Source organism: Microbulbifer maximicatervae (SeqCode), assembly GCF_052467305.1.
Window position 1 is genome coordinate 4,866,372 of record NZ_CP174306.1, and the last position, 20,217, is coordinate 4,886,588.

General features: G+C 49.8%; 13 protein-coding genes and 1 tRNA gene. 8 read left to right on the plus strand and 6 right to left on the minus strand.

Annotated features, from left to right (window positions below; translation table 11 throughout):
• The first annotated feature begins 152 nt into the window (after nucleotides 1–152).
• Entirely contained in the window at nucleotides 153–1,136 is a 984-nt protein-coding gene (locus ACJJI4_RS21270; protein WP_444926383.1) for a glycosyltransferase family A protein, read from the plus strand.
• Nucleotides 1,133–2,359: a glycosyltransferase family 2 protein gene (locus ACJJI4_RS21275; RefSeq protein ID WP_444926384.1), complete on the plus strand. Its 1,227-nt coding sequence runs from the start codon at nucleotides 1,133–1,135 to the stop codon at nucleotides 2,357–2,359. Before ACJJI4_RS21270 ends, ACJJI4_RS21275 begins: the two co-directional genes overlap by 4 nt.
• Nucleotides 2,360–2,443: 84 nt before the next feature.
• Here the strand turns inward: ACJJI4_RS21275 and ACJJI4_RS21280 are convergent, their stop codons facing one another.
• The 3 genes from ACJJI4_RS21280 to rtcR all read right to left on the minus strand — a co-directional run bounded on the left by ACJJI4_RS21280 (nucleotide 2,444) and on the right by rtcR (nucleotide 6,464).
• A complete protein-coding gene (locus ACJJI4_RS21280) occupies nucleotides 2,444–3,226 on the minus strand; it encodes a TSUP family transporter (protein WP_444906707.1) in 783 nt (260 codons plus the stop codon).
• A gap of 88 nt (nucleotides 3,227–3,314) precedes the next feature.
• Nucleotides 3,315–4,805 (minus strand): C13 family peptidase, encoded by a 1,491-nt coding sequence (locus tag ACJJI4_RS21285; RefSeq protein ID WP_444926385.1) that lies wholly within the window; start codon nucleotides 4,803–4,805, stop codon nucleotides 3,315–3,317.
• A gap of 60 nt (nucleotides 4,806–4,865) precedes the next feature.
• Complete coding sequence (rtcR, locus tag ACJJI4_RS21290; protein ID WP_444926386.1) at nucleotides 4,866–6,464, minus strand: RNA repair transcriptional activator RtcR; 1,599 nt, start codon at nucleotides 6,462–6,464, stop codon at nucleotides 4,866–4,868.
• A 219-nt stretch (nucleotides 6,465–6,683) separates the two neighbouring features.
• On the opposite strand from rtcR, the gene ACJJI4_RS21295 reads away from it, so the two are divergent.
• The 4 genes from ACJJI4_RS21295 to rtcA all read left to right on the plus strand — a co-directional run bounded on the left by ACJJI4_RS21295 (nucleotide 6,684) and on the right by rtcA (nucleotide 10,770).
• Nucleotides 6,684–7,913, plus strand: a complete 1,230-nt coding sequence (locus ACJJI4_RS21295) for an RtcB family protein (protein ID WP_444926387.1) — start codon at nucleotides 6,684–6,686, stop codon at nucleotides 7,911–7,913.
• Between the two features lie 189 nt (nucleotides 7,914–8,102).
• A tRNA-Ser gene (locus tag ACJJI4_RS21300) sits at nucleotides 8,103–8,174 on the plus strand.
• Nucleotides 8,175–8,543: 369 nt separating this feature from the next.
• The gene (locus ACJJI4_RS21305; protein WP_444926388.1) at nucleotides 8,544–9,704 is read left to right on the plus strand and encodes a slipin family protein; all 1,161 of its coding nucleotides are present in this window, start codon (nucleotides 8,544–8,546) and stop codon (nucleotides 9,702–9,704) included.
• A 46-nt stretch (nucleotides 9,705–9,750) separates the two neighbouring features.
• Nucleotides 9,751–10,770, plus strand: a complete 1,020-nt coding sequence (gene rtcA / locus ACJJI4_RS21310; RefSeq protein WP_444926389.1) for an RNA 3'-terminal phosphate cyclase — start codon at nucleotides 9,751–9,753, stop codon at nucleotides 10,768–10,770.
• A gap of 201 nt (nucleotides 10,771–10,971) precedes the next feature.
• Here rtcA and ACJJI4_RS21315 read toward each other — a convergent pair whose 3' ends face one another.
• A complete protein-coding gene (locus ACJJI4_RS21315) occupies nucleotides 10,972–11,415 on the minus strand; it encodes an SRPBCC family protein (protein ID WP_444892517.1) in 444 nt (147 codons plus the stop codon).
• Between the two features lie 378 nt (nucleotides 11,416–11,793).
• Here ACJJI4_RS21315 and ACJJI4_RS21320 point away from each other — a divergent pair, with 378 nt between their 5' ends.
• Nucleotides 11,794–12,993, plus strand: a complete 1,200-nt coding sequence (locus ACJJI4_RS21320; protein ID WP_444926390.1) for an alginate export family protein — start codon at nucleotides 11,794–11,796, stop codon at nucleotides 12,991–12,993.
• Nucleotides 12,994–13,114: 121 nt separating this feature from the next.
• On the opposite strand, the gene ACJJI4_RS21325 is transcribed toward ACJJI4_RS21320, so the two are convergent.
• Complete coding sequence (locus tag ACJJI4_RS21325) at nucleotides 13,115–13,792, minus strand: CHRD domain-containing protein (protein ID WP_444892519.1); 678 nt, start codon at nucleotides 13,790–13,792, stop codon at nucleotides 13,115–13,117.
• A gap of 481 nt (nucleotides 13,793–14,273) precedes the next feature.
• Nucleotides 14,274–16,124 carry a histidine kinase gene (locus tag ACJJI4_RS21330; protein WP_444926391.1) on the minus strand — a complete coding sequence of 617 codons (1,851 nt, stop codon included), beginning with the start codon at nucleotides 16,122–16,124 and terminating at the stop codon, nucleotides 14,274–14,276.
• Between the two features lie 320 nt (nucleotides 16,125–16,444).
• Here ACJJI4_RS21330 and ACJJI4_RS21335 point away from each other — a divergent pair, with 320 nt between their 5' ends.
• Nucleotides 16,445–20,215 (plus strand): nitrate reductase subunit alpha, encoded by a 3,771-nt coding sequence (locus ACJJI4_RS21335; RefSeq protein WP_444926392.1) that lies wholly within the window; start codon nucleotides 16,445–16,447, stop codon nucleotides 20,213–20,215.
• Nucleotides 20,216–20,217 lie beyond the last annotated feature (2 nt).

Below are 20,217 nucleotides of genomic sequence, written 5' to 3' on the forward strand. Positions count from 1 at the left end.
CAATCAATAAATTTGAAAAAAGGTGTATAGCTGTCTACTTTAAGTGGTACAGCCTTTATCAGCCTTGATTATATTCAAATTAATTTACTTATTGCGTTTACATTTAACTCTGCTGCTTTGGGATAATTGAGAGAATTATAAAGAGAATTTGTATGCCTAACAGTAAAGTTGGGGTGGTGATACCAACATATAATGAAAAAAATAATATTGTTAATGCGTTGAACTCTATTGTTCATAATAATTCGACTGATGTAAAAATTTACTTATCTGACGATAATTCCTCAGATACCACGGTTGGGTTGGCCGCTAATTTTCTTCAGAAAAATAGAATTCCATATAAAATTATTTTAAACGATGGTAATAATGGGGCAGGCTATTGTAGGAATAGTGCTCTCGATCAAATAGCTGAACCGCTGACTTTATTTTTTGATGCCGATGATCTAATCCTCCCAAATATGTTGGACCGATCTGTTTCAATTGCTACAAAAGTTAACAGTGATGTTTTGTTGATGGCCTATCAGTGTAGATTTCCGGGAAGCACTATTAATCTCGGTATGGCAGGTGATGACAATTTAATTTTCTACAGAGCGATTAGAATCTTTGGTAACAGGACTTTTTCCACTTTTGATCATGATAGCATTCTATGTTTAACACCTTTTCCTTGGAATAGATTGATTAAAACCAGTTATGCAAAAAGGGTTTCCCTTAGATTTTCACAAACGCCTGTACATAATGATGTGTTAGCACATTGGAATTTGCTCACAAATGCTAAATATATTGCATTATTTGAATCCCCTTTTTGTATTCATAATGTAGATTCCACAGGAAATAGGCTGTCAAATATTTCAGATGCACGGCGTACATCTGTATTACAGGTTTTTGATGAGGTTGAAGACTTCTTTAATAAGAATATTAATCTTAGAGATAGATTTTACCACTTGTATGTCAAAAGCAAGTTAGCATTGTTTAACTGGTGCTGGCGTAATCTTGACGAAGAGTATAGGGGGATCTTTCAATCTCAGTTTACAAGATCTTTTCTATCATTGAGCAATGCGGATTTGAGAATGCTCTTTGACAAAGATCCAGATACTGCTAATTCTGTATTAGATTACCGAACTTCAGTGGTATGCGCATGATTTCGATTGTCGTTATTTCAAAGTCTAGCGGTGTCTATCTCAATACCTGTCTGCAGAGTATTATTCGACAGCAGTACAAGGACATAGAGATACTTGTTCTTCATTTTTGCGAAAATGATGAGCGAAGCCGGAATAATAACTTTACAGGTTCAATGCCCAGAATTCGAAGTATTCATATTCCGAGTACTTCACAGATTGATGACCAGCTAATTTTTGAATTTGGAGTAAAAAATACTTTTGGGGAGTATGTTGGATTTATCGATGAGGGAGATTGTTGGTACCCTACATTGATCCCTAAATTACATGATATAGTCAATAGTGAGAATCCAGATGTAGTATTTTTTAGCCATAATATACCCCTACAAAAATTCTCAGAATCCATTGGTGATAAATCCAGGTTTGTTTTAAAAATAAATTCTATAAATGTCAGGAGGTTTTATCGCAGGGACTTTGTTTGTGGAAATAAAATATCCGAATTTATTTTGGGTTCCTGCGTTAATGGTCACTCTCTACATTGGATAACAACCGTCAAGGCTAAATCAATATTAGTTTTGCCAGAAATTGGGTCGTATAGTTTAGTCAACATGGATGAAAAGAAAAGTGATCTAGTGGTTCAGCGATTGGTGAATCAATACCATTTTGTATTTGACTACTTAACAAAAAATGCTAGTGATACGGATTATAAGAATGATCTTCTGGGATGTTGGTTGCTGTATTTGATAGAATTACGACCGCTTTATGGTGATAAAAAAGTAATTTCTCTATTAACCAAATCAAAATTAGTCGAAAAATATACAGAAAGAGAATTTAATGAAGCTTTGGGCAATCTGAAGTTGGACAGAGATAAGCAGAGTTTGGTGAAAGAGTGGTATTCTGACTGCAATAAGATAGGTAAATATTTAAATCTATTTTATAGGTTGCTACCATCAAAGCTATCTAGCTATATACGGCAAAATGGTTTTAGATACTCCATGAGCAGAGGTTTTCAAAATACTTATTATCGACTGCCTGACTGGGTAAAGCCACTGATAAAATTTACCAGGAAACGAGCCAGGAGAAGAGTTTCCAATGATGAATTACTAGAGAGATTAGAATATCTAATAAAACAGAGCCGGTTTGAGCAGTATATGTCGATAATCAATGAGGATTTTGAGAACAAGCTATCGAATCAAATCACCGAGATCAAGAAGGAGTTGATGGAGCTTAAAAAAGAAGTTCATTAAAGATCTTTTTAGATGCTCCATAAAACAATCCAAAGTCTTAATGTTTAATCTGATTTTTCTGAGTTCCAGCCACCTCCATATCCTTCAGAAGATATAATCTATCCATCCCATAGAGTGGATATATTTTATTAACATTCCACCACACATAAGAACTACCATTCCCCGTAAATAACCAGGATTAATTTTAAATAGAAAATGAGATCCCAGCCAGGCACCTATAACTTGTCCAATCATCATTAAGATTCCCGCAACCCATAAAATTTGACCGGCAAATAAGAATACGATTAAAGATGCGATATTAGTGGAAAAATTGAGAGGTTTTGCATTGGCCGTGGAGGTTAGTAAATCCTGTCCTCTACAGGCAACGCCTGATAAGGCAAAAAATGATCCAGTTCCGGGGCCAAACATACCATCATAGTAACCAATAAATGGGATTACGCCATATTGGTATTTCTTTCTTGAGACCTTGGGCTTAGTACTACTATGAGTAAGGGATGGAGAAACTATAAAATAAATAGCGATGAATAAAAGAACAGCAGGGATAATAAATGACAAAACATCAGTATTAATGAACTGTACTGCTATTGTGCCCATGGCTGCGCCGATAAAGGCAAATAGCATTAGATTTTTAATCCCATCCCAACTGATCTTGTTATTTTTAAGCATCATGTAGGTGGCAGTTGCAGTACCAATACTGCCTTGTAATTTATTGGTGCCCAAGGCAGCTAGTGGCGGGACGCCACTAAGAATAAGGGCCGGTACAGTTATCAGGCCGCCCCCACCTGCTAGTGTATCAAGTAGGCCCGCAATAACGGCGACGAAAAACAATATAAACAATAACTCTACAGAGAGGCTAGCGAACTCCAAGAAGGTATCTCCTTTCGCTTGGTATTATGGTAGATAGTGATTAGTACCAAAAATAATTTTTTAGTCGGTTTGCACCGGAATTCCAAAATTAATAAATCGATTTTTTTCCATGCCACCACATTAGAAAATTCTCTCCCACTGAATATTGGGGCAGGGAGTGGCGGCTTCTTTTAATCCCCTGTTCCTGTTCCATCTCGGTTACTTTTAACTTGGCGGCTTCAAACCATGCCTCAGGATTATTCACTCCCTGATTGAGGGCTTCACCGTAAAGCGCGGAACTAAACCAGGTGCGCTCGGAATCATCGCTACATCCAAAGGAGCTGCGATCCGCAGCGGCCGAAGTAAAGATGACCCGATTGGGGCTATGTAGGGCTTCTACCCATTGACCGGAAAAGCAGGCTGAAACAACGATCCATTGGTACTGGGCGTTAATATTGTCCAGCAATCGTTGCCCATCTTTCAGTGAGAAATCATTTAGGGGAATCTCCCCTTCGGCAATTTTGAAATCTCCATTTCGAGCACCATGGCTGACCAGGTGTATGAGAAGTAAATCTTCTTTGGGGTCCATTAATTGATCAATAGCATTGAGGCTTTCCTGGATACTGGTGCGGGTAGCCAGGGGGAAACCGTATCCGCCGCCGTTACTGAGGCGCAGCATACGTTGGTCAATGCTAAAGGCTTCATCGAGGCGCTCTGCCACCCAGTCCAGCTCCCTGGCAAATACTGGAGAGGTACCGTCACCACCTATCAGTAGGGTGTAAATATCGCGTACGCCGGGCCGCTGTGAGGGGAGGGCGGCTATGGCACTTTGTAAGCGCTCACTCTCACTGTAGAGCCTGGCTTCTGCTTGGGCACCGGGAATATCCGTCTGTGCGCGCCAGGCGTCTTCGCTGGGGTAATAGGTACCCCCGGAGAAATAGGCAGATTCCTCGACAGTGTTTCCTTCAGCATCCGTACTTATTCGTACGCCTTCACCTTCTGCTTCTCCATAGCGGAAAGTAGCACGGATAATCGTACCGTCGGGCTGTGTGAGTTCACCTTCGCCGGAATAGGAGCCGTATTCGAAATTGCCGGTATAACGATGACCATCGCTATCCGAGTAGCTACCTTGTATTAAAAAACCGTTTTCAAAGCTGCCCTGATAAAAGCTGCCATCTTCTGCAGAGAGTTTGCCTTCGCCGTGGGGATCAAAGTTTAAAAACTCACCATGATAACTACCACCTTCATCCCAATTTAAAGTACCGCTTTGCAACTCCCCTTCATGGAACTCTCCCGCCCACTCAGTTTCATCGCAACTATAGCGACCTTTGCCGTGGGGCTCTCCATTGAGGAATTCCCCTTCATAGCTACAGCCATCACTTCCAGTTAATACACCTTCACCTGTCATGCGACCTTCTCGAAAGTCGCCACGATAATGGCTGCCATTGGGCCATTCGAGCTGGCCCTGCCCATGAAACAGACCGTTAAGCATCTCGCCTTTGTAAACAGAGCCATCTGGCAAGGCGGTACCACCTGCGAACTGGGTTGGCTCACAGGCGCTGAGTAAGAAAATAAACGGGGTTAAATAGGTGTATCTCATTCCATGATCCAGCGTCCGGCTTTTGGAATCAGACTAACAAAAAAAGATGCCAGAGGGCCTCTATGTTTTATTCAACTGGTCGAATTTAAGACCGTATTTATCTAAAAGTTGGCGTACCCGGTGTGAGTCGTTGTTGGATTTTTTTGAGGTGCGGCTCACTTGAAATAACTTGCGTCCGGCCTCTGCCATCGAATTGGACTCTGCACAAACCTGAATTAGCCCAGCTAGTTTGATTTGCTCGTAGTAATCCATCTGCTCGATGTGGTCACGGCCCAACAGTGCTTCGATACGGGCAAGGGATAGTGATGAATCTGTTACTGGATTTTGCCATTTAATCCGCAACCTATGGATTTCCTCTTCTACTACTTGAGTCGTGATACGCCCACCATCGGCGAGGGTACCCATACGCAGGATACTGGCGTTAAGGTCGCGAAAGTTCGCAGACCAGCTGGCCTCGCGGGAGTGCCCAAAACTCAGGTACTTTTCCCGTGCTGCTCTATTAAAGCTGACAAGATGCCCGGATTTCCTGGAGAAAGCCTCCAGCTCAAAATCTATATTGGGTTCCAGGTCTTCAATACGCTCTCGTAGAGAGGGCAGTCGGTAGGTCCACAGATCGATACGGGCGAGCAGGTCCGCGCGAAATTTACCTTCTTGGCAGAGCTGTACCAGATCCCGGTTGGTACCGGCGATCAGCTGGAAGTGACTGCTTACTTCCTTATCAGAGCCGAAAGGCATAAAGCGTTTGTGCTCAATCGCACGCAATAACATGGCCTGCTCGTCCAATCCCAACTCACCGATTTCATCGAGAAACAGCAGGCCCTTATCTGCTTCCATTAGCAAGCCTGGTCGGTGGGTGGTGGCACCGGTATAGGCGCCTTTACGATGGCCGAACAGGGCGGACATGGCATTTTCGCCGCGCAGGGTAGCGCAGTTAACGGCTACCAGGCCACCCTCCAGCTTGCCCCGCTGCTTGCGCAATTCATAGACACGCTGGGCCAGCTGGGATTTACCTGCCCCTGTGGGACCGGTAATTAGTATGGGGGCGTCGGAGCGAATCGATACCTGCTCCAGCTGCTCGATCATCTGGTTAAAAGCGAGATTGTTGGTCTCGATTCCCCCCTTCAGATAGGTGGTGCCCTCCTGGTGTTCCCTCTGGAAGCGCGAGGCAATCTGGTCGTATTTGGACAGGTCCAAATCGATGATTTGGTATTCGCCCGGCAAGCTACTGTTCTTTCGCGCCGGGGAAGTTTGCAGCAGACGCCCGGGGAAATACCCCGCCTCTGTTAACAGGTACAAGCAGATCTGAGCTACATGGGTACCGGTGGTGATATGCACCAGGTACTGCTCGTCATCCGGCTTGAAGCTATAGGCGCGGGCGAAATCCAGCAGATTGCTATACACGCTCTCGAAATCCCAAGGGTCATTGAAGTTCACCCGGTGGTGGACCACTTCGGTCTCTGGAGAGACCCGCGCAATATCTTCTGTGACCTGGTTAGCCAGGCTTCTCGAGTGGTTGTCGAAAAGGAGCTCCAGTCGATCAATCAATAGGTCATCGTGCTGGCACATGGAAATGTTTGGGCGCCACTTATCCCAGCGCTTGTCGCCTTTGCCGCGCCGGTCCTTACTGGTACCGAGAATACTGATAGCGATTGTCTTCATGCTATCTAAAATATGATTTAACTATCAAAAAAGATAGATATTTATGAATCCCCTGTCTCAAGAAATCTACTAAAAAATCTTGAGATAAAAAATAAATCGTTAAAAAACAATAGGTTACAAGTATTTTTCAGTTGTCTGCAAAAGTTGGCACCCAATTCGCTATATCAATAACTAAATGAAACACATGAATACCAAGCGCGGTTTCAAAAGGAGTGGAAGATGAAACTAATGCCATATGAAGTAATGCAGGCAGGTGGGGTACCGATTAAGTCTTGGACCCTGGGTGTGCCTTTTGAAGATGAAGCCAAAGCGCAGCTCAAAAATATCTCGCAGATGCCATTCGTCCATAAATGGGTCGCGGCGATGCCTGATGTACATCTGGGCAAGGGCGCCACCATTGGCAGTGTGGTCCCAACTCTGGGGGCAGTAATTCCCGCTGCCGTAGGGGTGGATATTGGTTGCGGCATGATGGCGGTTCGCACCAGTCTGACGGGGGGGCAACTGCCGGACAACCTGGCTGGAGTGCGCAGCGCCATCGAACGCGCCGTGCCCCACGGCCGCACTGGCCGGCACCGGGGGAGAGGGCGGGACAAGGGGGCCTGGGAGAATCCACCGGACGATGCACTTGCCGGTTGGGCGCCTCTAGCCGCCCAGTTTGAACTACTCAAAGAGAGGCATCCGGTATTAAAAAATACTAATAATATCAATCACTTGGGAACACTTGGTACAGGCAATCACTTTATCGAGATGTGCCTGGATGAACAGGAAAGCGTGTGGTTGATGCTGCATAGTGGTTCTCGGGGAGTGGGAAATCGAATAGGTACTTACTTTATTGAGAAAGCCAAGCGGGATATGGAGCGCTGGCATATCCACTTACCGGACAGTGACTTGGCCTATTTCCCGGAAGGTACAGAGCACTTTGACGACTATGTGCAGGCGGTGGAGTGGGCGCAGGAGTTTGCCCGTATCAATCGCGAAGTAATGATGGTGCGAACTATTAGCGCGGTGAAGCAGGCCCTGGGGATGGATTTTGAGGCACGGATGGAAGCGGTGAATTGTCACCACAATTACGTTTCCCGCGAGCATCATTACGGCAAAGATGTGTTGGTGACCCGGAAAGGCGCTGTAAGAGCGCGTGCCGGCGAAATGGGTATTATTCCCGGTAGTATGGGGGCCAAGTCATTTATTGTGCGGGGGCTGGGTAATGAAGAAAGCTTCTGTAGCTGTAGCCATGGGGCCGGACGAGTGATGTCCCGTACTAAGGCCAAAAAGCTGGTCTCCCTGGAAGAGCATCGCGCGGCCACCGCCGATGTGGAATGCCGAAAAGACGAGGGCGTGATCGATGAAACCCCATCGGCCTACAAACCTATTGAAAAGGTTATGGCAGCACAGAAAGACCTGGTGGAAATCGTCTACACCCTCAAGCAAGTGGTTTGCGTCAAAGGCTGACGTGTTTTAGGCCAGGGATCGGCCGAACTAAAGCAATTGCTAAAGCATGCAGGTTGCCGGGCGAATTTGCCGGGTTGCCGCAACCGAGTTTGAGGCCTTTAGCCCGTCAGCGGAGCCGGTTCTGAATCCCGGCCCGGCACCACCGCCTATGGCGGCAGGTGTACCCACGGGATAGAAGTTCAAACGCCTACTTTGTAGCTCATTTGGTAGAGCAGTCGATAACTTATCGATTGGTAGCAGGTTCGATTCCTGCCAAAGTCTCGTCGTTATCCAAACGACCTGGAAAGAGGCGAGAGCCTGGGGTTCGACTCCCCATTAAAAATCGACCTGGGGTCCGATAGCCTCTCGATACGGTAAATAGGATTTAGCGATTTACTGCGGGGGCATTCTGGCAACTGTGTCGTTAATCGTGGGTCTGCCCTGTGCGATCCAGCGGCAAGATTTATGATTGTGTCTCCAGGCCAAGGATTTTGGCTGCAGGCTCAGGGGGAGCCAAGTGGGGAAAATCGTAATTCCTCTGCCGCTGGGCCCCGCTCGGCACAAACGGTTTACCACCTGTCGCTGGACGGGCCCCACCCTTGCGGCCCAATGGGGTAGCGCAGTATGGAAATGGAATAAAAGATAAGAACCATGATATCTCTGTTCAAAATATGGAAGAACGTGGATGTTGCGGATAGCGAGCGAGTGTTGCTATTTCGCCGCAACCGTTTTGAAGGGGTGCTGCCACCTGGCAGCCATCGTATATCCCTATTGTCCGGTGATGTACGGGCAGAAACTTACGATATTACCGATGTGGTATTCGGTGAAATCAAAGCCAAATTTTTGTTAAACACCTATGGTGAGATCCTTGGTGAATACCTGCAATCCTATGAATTAGCAGACCATCAGGTGGGATTGTTTTACCGGGATAATCACTTGGTCGATATTTTGCCACCGGGTACTTTTCGCGCTGTGTGGAAGGGCGGTGAATCCGTGCGGGTGGAAATCGTGGATATCTCTGAGGAATACGCCATCGATAAAAAAGTCCTGGGTTTACTGGGGCGAGGTGTACGTGCTGGACAAATGCGCACCGCCCTTCAGGCGGTAAACTACAACGAGATTCCCGATGAGCACGTGGGCCTGTTAATGGTCAACGGTAAGTTAGAAAAGGTGTTACAGCCCGGCTGTTATGGCTACTGGAAATACAACCGCTCTATCGAGGTCAAGGTACTGGACTTGCGATTGAAAACCATCGAAGTTAGCGGCCAGGAAATTCTGACCAAGGATCGGGTCAGCCTGCGTATCAACTTGACTGGCGCTTACAAAATTGCCGATGCAAAAAAAGTAGCGCTAAAGCTCAGCGATAGTACAGGTTTTATTTATCGCGAATTGCAGCTGCACTTGCGCGAGGCCGTGGGTACTCAAACCCTGGATAGCCTTCTGGCTGATAAGGACAGGTTGAATATTGTGATTGCGACCGGCATCCGCGACAAGCTGGCGAAATATGGTATCGAGCTTACCAGTGTGGGAGTCAAGGATATTATTTTGCCCGGTGATATGAAGATGATCCTTAATCAGGTTGTAGAAGCGCAGAAGGAATCTGAGGCAAATCTGATTAAGCGCAGAGAAGAAACCCAAGCAATGAGATCTCTGCACAATACCGCCAAGCTGATGGATAACAACCCGGTACTGTTGCGCTTGAAAGAACTGGAAGCTTTGGAACGGGTCAGTACCCGCATCGATAAAATTTCCGTATATGGCGGTCTCGATGGGGTGATGAATGAGTTGGTGAAGTTACGTCCTACGGCTTAAAGGCGCCATTAACCAAAAAAAGATGTAAATTTTAAGGAATTAAACAGTGATTGAGATAGACGGCGCCCAGGGGGAGGGCGGCGGACAGATTTTGCGGACTTCCCTCACCTTGTCTGTTTGTTTAGGGGTACCGGTTCGAATTAAGAATATTCGAGCGGGTCGTAAAAAACCCGGTTTGTTGCGTCAGCACCTAGCCTGCTTGCGAGCAGCTAAAGCGATTAGCCATGCCGAAGTTAGCGGCGAACAATTGGGTGCTTCGGAAATAACTTTTGCACCGGGAAAAGTACGTCCCGGTAAATACCACTTCCCTATTGGCTCGGCCGGTAGTACCAGTTTGGTGTTTCAAACCGTCTTGCTACCGCTGTTATTGTCCGATGGTGTCAGTGAGCTGTGTCTTGAAGGCGGCACTCATAATAAAAAGGCTCCCAGCTTTGATTTTATAGCCCAGGCATATTTACCTCTGTTGGCTCGCATGGGCGCTGGTGTGGAAGTGGCTCTGGATGATTACGGTTTCTATCCTGCCGGGGGTGGTTCATGGCGCACACGTATCCAGCCGCTATCGCAGTGGTCAAAACTGGAGCTGACAGAACGGGGTGAACTTCTGGATGCTGAAGCTGTGGCGACCTCGGCCCATATTCCTGCTCATGTGGCCCAGCGGGAGTTGGCACAGGTACGTAAGAAGTGCGAATGGCGATCGGAGCGTCTGCATCAAAGGCAGGTGAAGTCCCAAGGGCCTGGCAATGTACTTTCCCTGCGTCTGCAATCCCAGCAAGTGACTGAGGTGTTTGAGGCTATGGGGGAGCAGGGTGTTAGCGCTGAGCGCGTTGCCGATCGCGCGATTCGGCAGATGCAGCGCTATATGCACGCCGGCGTGCCAGTGGGCGAACATCTGGCCGACCAGCTAATACTCCCATTGGTGCTGGGGGCCGGTGGAAGCTTCACTAGCCTGAAGCCGAGCCTCCACCTCTTGACCAATATCGAAGTTGTGCGTCAGATAACAGGAGTGACCATCGATTTGAACCAAGTGGGAGAGGATCAGTGGCGAGTAGTGGTTGAGAACTGCTAAGAGAAAAGAAAGCCCGATGTTAGGTACAAGGGGCTGGGTTGCCCCAGCCCTGAGATATTGCCAAAGCCGTCGAAAAATTGTTTAAAAACAATAGGTTAGAGTTTTAGTGTTCTCTGTAGATGCAGCGGTAAACCGGAAGGCGATTAAAAGCCCTGCTTTCACACCTTTTGTTCCCCGCATTTGCGGGGCACGTTTACCTCACTAATAGCTATTTGGTTTGCCAGTCCCATCTTTGAGGTAATCCTGAAGACTTCCTGGCAAATAGTAATCCCATCCGCTTTTGCACATCTTCCAGCATTTCATCTCTGGCGAGAGACCGATATGGGTAAAGGTGAGGCGGGTACCACCGGGTTCGCTAGCAAATTCAAAGCGAAGAGTACTGCCTTGCCACTCTTGGGGATCATCAACCTGCTCAGAAACCATATAAGACTCTACACACTCAAGTTCGATTAACTTCTGCGGCACCAAAGCTTTGGCGCGAAACACCCAGTAGGACTCGCCACCAAATCCGGTCTTGGCGGTATCACCCACTGCCAGGAAAGGGCCGCTAGTTGGCGTCCACCATTGGGACATCTTTTCAGCAACTGCCCGGTAAGCTTCTTCCTGAGTGACAGGGCTTAAGAAAGAGGTGGTGTAGTCAGGCATGATTGTCTTTCCCTTTTGTTTTCATTGCTGGAGCGAATTTGAATATAACTTTTAGCAGCTGGCATTACTTTCACAAGTTTTTAAGCCCATTAATTTTTCTGGTAAATATGAAAGCTATTTCGTTTTTTGTTAGTAGCCGCTAGCTTTGTATTTTCAACTGCGCTTAATCAATATTTTTTCCCGTAAGAAATTTTTATTCATAAACCTCCGGTAAATCTTTCTAAAAGCGAGGCATCAATCTGATATACATCAATAAATCGCTAGGTACTGCGCCTGCATAATTCACTCGCACTGGGATAACTGCTGTGATCGGTAATAGTTTCGATCATATTTGTGCAGTTGCCTTCCACCCAAAATATTTTTGCAAAGGAACGGCGAATGAAACAACAGAAATTGTCCACCGTAATCGCGGCCATCATCCTTGGCATTTCCGGCTCTCAGGGAATTGCAGCAGAGAATGAAAGCGCCACACTCACTGATGCACTGACTTCAGGGCAGGCGGGGGTAAATCTTCGTTACCGGATAGAAAATGTTGATCAGGACAATATGGACGATGTTGCTATCGCCTCAACCTTGAGAACCCGACTGAATTGGACCAGTGGCAGTTACCGTGGTTTTGATGCGTTTTTTGAAGTGGATAACATTAGTGAAATTGGCAACGACAATTACAATTCCACCGTAAATGGCAATACCGAGCACCCCGTGGTTGCCGACCCCCAGGGCACAGAGGTTAATCAAGCTTACTTAAAGTACAGTAGTTTTAACTCTATGGTGATTGCTGGTCGACAGCGAATTAACCTGGATGATCAGCGCTTTATCGGTGGCGTGGGTTGGCGCCAGAATGAACAGACGTATGACGGCCTACGTTACCAATTTGGCGGGGAAGGGGAGTTACAGCTGGATTACAGCTATATCTACAACGTAAACCGTATTTATGGTGAAGACAGTGACTTATCGGACCTGGATGGGGATATTCAACTATTTCATGCCAGCTATCCACTGGTAGAAGCGCATAAGTTAACTGCCTTCTTCTACAACCTGGACCTGGATAATGCTGAGAACTTCTCATCCCGTACTTTCGGTGCCGCTTACCGGGGAGATTTTGGCCTGTTCGAAACTCAGCTGAGTTATGCCCGCCAGGAGGATATCGGCAATAATCCCAGTAATTTTGCAGCCGATTATTATCTTGCTGAAGTTGCCGCACCATTGGGGCCGGTAAAAGGCAAGTTGGGTTATGAAGTTCTGGGTTCTGACGACGGTGTGGGTTTTAGCACACCACTGGCGACACTACACAAATTCCAAGGCTACACAGATAAGTTCATTGAAACTCCAGCAGATGGTGTTGAAGATTTATATATCGGTGCCAGCCTGGCGCTTGTCGGGGGAGATTTGGGAATTACTTACCACAGTTTTGAGGCCAATGAAGGTTCAGCAGATTACGGGACTGAGTGGAATATCAGTTACGGTCACGAGTTTAATGAATATTTCTCAGCGTTGGTAAAGTATGCCGCTTACGATGCAGATGAATACAGTGAGGATACCGATAAGCTCTGGTTGATGCTTACAGCAAAATTCTGATTTTTGTTAATTAACAATCTTTAGGTAGATATAAAAAAGCTGGGCTTGTACATAACGAAGCCCAGCTTTTCTTGTCTCAGCAGTAAACTCTGGCTTATAGATGCGTCAGTAAATTTGCAATCTACTTATCCATTGTTAGCAGGCCGGAAACCTCACCTTTGGGGTCCAGCTGGGTATGCAAGTTAACAAAGACCTTCCCATCCATTAGCGCCTTGCGATAGGGCTCCTCCACCATCCACTTGCCCATGATATATCCACTGGTGCCTTCAGCACATTTTTTTGCCAGGCCGTGCTTGCCCTTGTCAGTTTTAGTCTCTGGCCAGTCGGGAACCATACCCGGGTGATTGGGCATTCCGCAGATAGTTTGAATAATTGGGCCACTGGGTTTACCCGGTTTGCAAATAGGGGGCTCTTTGCCATCGCCTGCACATTGCATATGGAAGTGCGACATTGCCACCCCGCCCTTTGATAGATCGCTGTAGCCCACCATAAAGTGCAGCATATGTGACTGTTTGTCGTAGGCGCCAATAAAGAAGCCATCGGCATCTTTGGGGGTTTGCGGATTCACCTTCTTGCCGAGCATATTCTCATTAGCAGTGGTTAAATCAGATTTAAAGATGGTGAACATCTTGTCATTGCCCGCTTTGGACCAGGCTTTCTCACCACCAGCCCCATGCTTGGCAGCTGATGGATCTTTCTCTTTTTTGTTATGGCTATCGGAAACCGTGAATGCTGAATAGGCCAGCAGAAATACTGCCAACATTAAGAAAGTGGCTCTGGGCAATGAACTCAGTTTCATAAACCTCTCCTCTCTATTAAATAGATATAGTCATTGCTTGATGGAATGGTTGGATGCCAGGCCATCGAGGAGGCTGATATTCACCAATGTGATTGGTGTGAATCACGGGATAGGCTAGCGATAAGTACTTGTAGCATATGGGCTCGCGGTTGGCCCTTGGGGGTCAATTTAAGAGTCAGTATTTTTGACGATAGCTACTTGGGTGTTGGAGGAGCTTCAGGATGGAAGAGCGTTTGGATAGGTAATAAGGTCGTTGAAGATAGTTACTACTGGGGTGGAAGGAAAGAATACACCGCACTCGAGACACGCAGTGAATACATCCCTGTAAGCTCCTAATCGGCATCCATGCCTCATAGGGTCCCGAGCGCGGTGTATTCTCTCCTTCTCCCTTTTTAGCAATAAAGATACTGGCGGATTTCGAAAGATAGGGGCGGCAATTATTTGCTAGCCCCAAGTGACCTTTCATAAAGGTAGAGAGTTATCACCCCACGTCTTTCCACACCAACTCCCGCTCGCGGGCGTAGAGGGGAATAAAATTGAATTGCACTTCGGTGCCCCCTTCGTCGCGGCGGCGGATATTCAGCTTGCCATTCAGGTTGCTGGCGCGCTCCTGCATGATCGACATACCGAAGTGATTGCGTTTCTCTGGTGCATTGCTGATGCCGATTCCGTTGTCGCAGATGCGTACATTGAGGGAGTGGTTGTCGGCCTGGGTCAGGCTGATCTGCACCATATCGCCCTGGGAGTGGTACACAGCGTTTTGCGAGGCCTCGCGCACCAGTTGTAACAGGTGAATTTCCTCGTGGGGAGTGAGGGGCACCTCGTCCAGATGGTAATCCAGCAGAACGTTAATCTGCGGGTGCTGCTCGCGGTAAGCGAGGATAGATTGCTCCAGGATACTGCGCAGGCCGCCAGGTCCTATTTGCAGGCGGAAGGTGGTGAGCAGTTCGCGCAGCTGTCGGTAAGAGGAATCCAGACCCTCTTTCAGCTCGGTAATAATCTCCTCTACCTTGGACTTGTCCACCTGCTCACTGCGATTGGCGCGGTTGAGTCGGGTAACCTGAATTTTCAGATAGGACAGGGATTGGGCCAGGGAATCGTGTAGCTCCCGGGCGATGATCGCGCGCTCGTCCAGTAGGGCAACACGGCGCTCCTGTGCCTCCCGCTCGTTGATGGCGATGGCTGCAGTGACACTGTCGGCAAAGGTAGCCAGGCGCTGCTGCTGTTCTTCATCAAGGCTCTCGCCTCGGGGCAGAGTGCAGGTGAGTACACCGTAATTGCGTTTGTCCACTTCCAGCGGGAATCGGTACACGCGCTGTTGGTCTTCATCAGAGGGACCGCAGGTGTTTACGCAGATATGGCATTCACTACCAGTGCACTGGGTGTTGCCTAGCCCCTGTACCAGATGCTCGTAGGGGGCCTCGCCCTCCGGGGTCATCAGGCACAGATCCAGGTTGTCCAGGCTGGCGACATTGGCGAACTCTCCCAGCCACTGGCCCAATTCCGCTCCCGAGAGGGGACCCTCGCTGATCCGTCGAGCCAAGCGGTATTGGAAGTCCAGCGCTTCATGGCTCTTCTGTAACTGGGAGGTTTTCAACTCCACGCGGTGGGCAAGATCCCGGTGGGTCGCATGAATTTCATCGCTCATATAATTGATGGTGCGCGCTAAAACCCCCAGCTCGTCCTCGCTGTTAATCTCCAGGCGGTTTTGGTTGAAGTCTCCCTGGGCGATGCTCAGGGAGCGATTGGTCAGCTGCTTTAGAGGCTGCTCCACAGAGCGGTGCAGTATGCACAGGGAGAGATACACCAGGGTCACAATGGCAAACAATGAACCCACCTGCACCAAACGCAGCAGGCTTATTTTTTCCTCGGCGATGGTCTGATAATCGAACACCAGTGTATCCACATCACCGATAAAGGGCTCCAGGCGGTTGGCTAACTGTAAGGAGTCCATAGAAGTGCGCCCGGCGGCAATGGACTCCAGCAGTGGGCGGATTTCTCCCTCCCAGCTTTCGATTACCTTGCGGTAATTGCGGGCTGCGGGCAGGTTATCGCTGGCAGTGAAGTCGGAGATGCTGAGTACCCGGGTCAGGCGTGCGGTCACCTCGTCTGCCAACTCAGCTGTGGCTTCGACATCCCCAGAGGGTGCAGTGGCTGCAAGTCGGTAGCTCATAGCCCGCAATGAGCCGGCCAGGTTAACGGCGGCGGCATCGTTTTCGGCGGCATCGGAGATAATATAGGACGCCACCATAGAGCTCAGTGCTACCAGCACAGTGAGTAGCATCAGGGTGCCGATGCGGTAGACGATGGACTGTCGAATTCGGTTCAGCATATCGGATTCACTTCGCCCTGGGGCGGTTGTGGATGGCTGATCTCTATTGTGCCGTCCATTGGCGCACAAAGTTGTGGGTACCACTAAAGATCGCCAGTTTTGCACATAATTTAACCTGACGCCTGTTTTTTGCACAGAGGCCCTGTTATTGCTGGGGTAGGGCTCCACCATAGCGGCCCCCTGGCGTCGTTTCCCTACCTATTCGGGGGTAGTTCGTCGCTTTTCTACCCCTTTTTGGTCAGGTGATCCCGCCGTCCCTCCCTTTTATATTCCCGGTAAACCGATGCTTTAACCGCATGCCGATGCCCTGGGAGTACCGCATGAGCCATTTCCTGGACCGACTGAAATATCTGAAGAAACAAAAAGAGCCCTTTTCCGGAGGACACGGGGAAAAGACGAATGACGACCGCAGCTGGGAAGATGGCTACCGTCGTCGCTGGCAGTTCGACAAGATTGTGCGCTCCACCCACGGGGTGAACTGTACCGGCTCTTGCAGCTGGAAGATCTACGTCAAAGACGGCCTGGTCACATGGGAAACCCAGCAGACCGACTACCCGCGCACCCGCCCGGACCTGCCCAACCACGAGCCTCGTGGTTGCCCCCGTGGTGCCAGCTACTCCTGGTATATGTACTCGGCCAATCGCCTCAAGTACCCGAAGATCCGCAAACGTCTGGTAAAACTCTGGCGCGAAGCCAAGTTGAGACACAGCGATCCGGTGGAGGCCTGGGCCAGTATTGTCGAAGACCCGGCCAAGGCGCAGTCCTACAAAGAGCGCCGCGGTATGGGCGGCTTTGTGAGGATCAAGTGGGATGAAGTTAACGAGCTGATTGCCGCTTCCAACGTCTACACCACCAAGAAATACGGTCCCGACCGGGTGACCGGCTTCTCGCCGATTCCCGCTATGTCCATGGTGTCTTACGCCGCTGGTGCCCGTTATCTGTCTCTGATCGGCGGCAACTGCCTGAGTTTCTACGACTGGTACTGTGACCTGCCGCCCGCCTCACCGCAGGTCTGGGGTGAGCAAACCGACGTACCCGAGTCCGCCGACTGGTACAACTCCAACTACCTGATCGTATGGGGCTCCAATGTGCCTCAAACCCGTACCCCGGATGCGCATTTCCTCAGTGAAGTACGTTACAAGGGCGCCAAAACCTGTGTGGTCACCCCTGACTACTCAGAGTGCTCCAAGTTTGGCGACACCTGGCTGGCACCGCGCCAGGGTACCGATGCGGCTCTGGCGATGGCCTTCGGCCATGTGATCCTGAAAGAATTCCACGTCGACAAGCCCAGCGCCTACTTCACCGAGTATGTGCGCACCACCACCGATATGCCGATGTTGGTGACCCTGGAAGAGCGCGACGGCAAGCTGGTACAGGGCCGATTCCTGCGCGCCTCTGACCTGGCGGACAACCTCGGCCAGGATAACAACCCGGAATGGAAAACCATCGGTGTTAATCACGATGGCCAGCTGGTTTCCCCTCAGGGCTCCATGGGTTATCGCTGGGGAGAGCCCTCAGCGAAAGAAGGCCGTGGCAAGTGGAATATTGAACAGCGCGATGGTCGCAGTGGCGAAGAGCTGGAGCTGAAGCTCAGCCTTAAAGACTGCGCCGATGAAATAGCACAGGTCGCCTTCCCCTATTTCGGCGGCCAGACCCACGAGCACAACTACTTCCAGCACACCGAACACGATGAAGTGATCGACTACAAGGTGCCGGTAAAGCTTGTTCAAAACAAAGATGGCGAGATTCTAAAAGTAGCCAGCGTCTACGACCTGACCCTGGCGAACTACGGTGTCGAGCACGGCCTCGACGACCCCAACTGTGCTCAGAACTACGACGAAGACAAGCCCTACACCCCCGCCTGGCAGGAAAAGGTGACCGGTTGTCGTCGTGAGAATGTCATCCAGGTAGCCCGTGAGTTTGCCAACACCGCCGACAAGACCCGTGGACGCTCCATGGTAATTCTGGGAGCGGGTCTCAATCACTGGTACCACATGGATATGAACTACCGCGGGATCATCAATATGCTGATGATGTGCGGTTGTATTGGCCAGAGCGGCGGTGGTTGGGCCCACTATGTGGGGCAGGAAAAACTACGTCCGCAGACCGGCTGGACCCCTCTCGCGTTCGGTCTCGACTGGCAGCGTCCACCGCGCCATATGAACGGTACCTCCTTCTTCTATAACCACGCCAGCCAATGGCGCTATGAGAAGCTGGAGATGGATGAAGTGGTTTCGCCGCTGGCCGACAAGAGCAAGTGGCAGGCTTCCATCATCGACTACAACAGCCGCGCCGAGCGCATGGGCTGGTTGCCCTCCGCGCCGCAGCTGGGGATCAACCCTCTGCAACTGACTAAAGATGCCGCCGCCGCCGGTATGTCTGCCAAAGACTACACGGTGCAGCAGCTCAAGCGCGGTGCGCTCAAATTCGCCAACCAGGACCCGGATAACCCGCAGAACTTCCCGCGCAATATGTTTATCTGGCGCTCCAACCTGCTCGGCTCCTCAGGTAAGGGCCACGAGTACATGCTGCGCCACCTGCTCGGTACCAAGCACGGTTTGATGGGCAAAGACCTGGGTGAAGAAGGCGGCAAAAAACCAGAAGACGTGGCCTGGCATGACGCCCCCAGCGAGGGCAAAGTGGATCTGCTGGTGACACTGGACTTCCGTATGTCCACCACCTGTCTCTACTCCGACATCGTATTGCCGACGGCCACCTGGTATGAGAAAGACGACCTCAATACCTCAGACATGCACCCCTTTATTCACCCGCTCACCAAGGCGGTGGACCCAGCCTGGGAAGCGCGAAGTGACTGGGAAATTTTCAAAGGCATAGCGAAGGAATTCTCCAACCTGACCGATGGCCACCTGGGGGTGGAAAAGGATCTGGTGACTCTGCCGATCCACCACGATACCCCCGGAGAAATCGCCCAGCCGTTCGGTGTACAGGCTTGGTGGAAAGGCGAGTGCGACCTGATCCCCGGCGTTACTGCGCCGAGCATGATTGAGGTGGAACGCGACTACCCCAACACCTACAACCGCTTTACCTCTATAGGCCCATTGCTGGAAAAACTCGGCAACGGCGGTAAGGGCATCAGCTGGGATACTGACGATGAGGTGGACTTCCTCAAAAAGCTCAATCGCACTTGGAAAGATGAGACTGCTCGCGATGGCCGCGCCCGTATCGACAGCGCGGTAGATGCTGCGGAGATGATTCTGTCACTGGCCCCTGAAACCAACGGCCAGGTAGCCGTGAAGGCCTGGGAAGCCCTCGGTGAGATTACCGGTCGCGATCACACCCATTTGGCCAAGCCCAAGGAAGACGAAAAAATTCGCTTCGCCGATATCGTGGCGCAGCCTCGCAAGATTATCTCCTCGCCCACCTGGTCTGGCCTGGAAGATGAGCATGTGAGCTACAACGCCGGCTACACCAATGTGCACGAGTTGATCCCCTGGCGCACCATCACCGGCCGCCAGCAGTTCTACCAGGATCACGAGTGGATGCGTGACTTCGGCGAGAACATGTGTGTGTACAAGCCGCCGATCAACCTGAAAACCGTGCAACCGGTGTTGAACCAGAAGCCCAACGGTAACAAGGAGATCCTGCTGAACTGGATCACCCCGCACCAAAAGTGGGGCATCCACAGCACCTACTCCGACAACCTGCTGATGCTCACCCTGTCCCGTGGTGGACCCATCGTGTGGATGAGTGAGTACGACGCCAAGTTGGCGGGTATTGAAGACAACGACTGGATCGAAATCTTCAACGTCAACGGCGCCATTGCTGCCCGTGCAGTGGTATCTCAACGAGTGCCCGACGGTATGGCCATGATGTATCACGCCCAGGAGCGCATCGTGAATACACCGGGAGCGGAAACTACCGGCACCCGGGGCGGTATCCACAACTCCGTAACCCGCGCGGTGATGAAACCCACCCATATGATCGGTGGCTACGCCCAGCAGTCCTACGGCTTCAACTACTACGGTACTGTGGGCTGTAACCGGGATGAATTTGTGGTGGTCAGGAAAATGAACAAGGTCGATTGGCTGGATGGCGAAGACGTCAAAGAGCCGACGCGAGAGGAGGTGTAGCA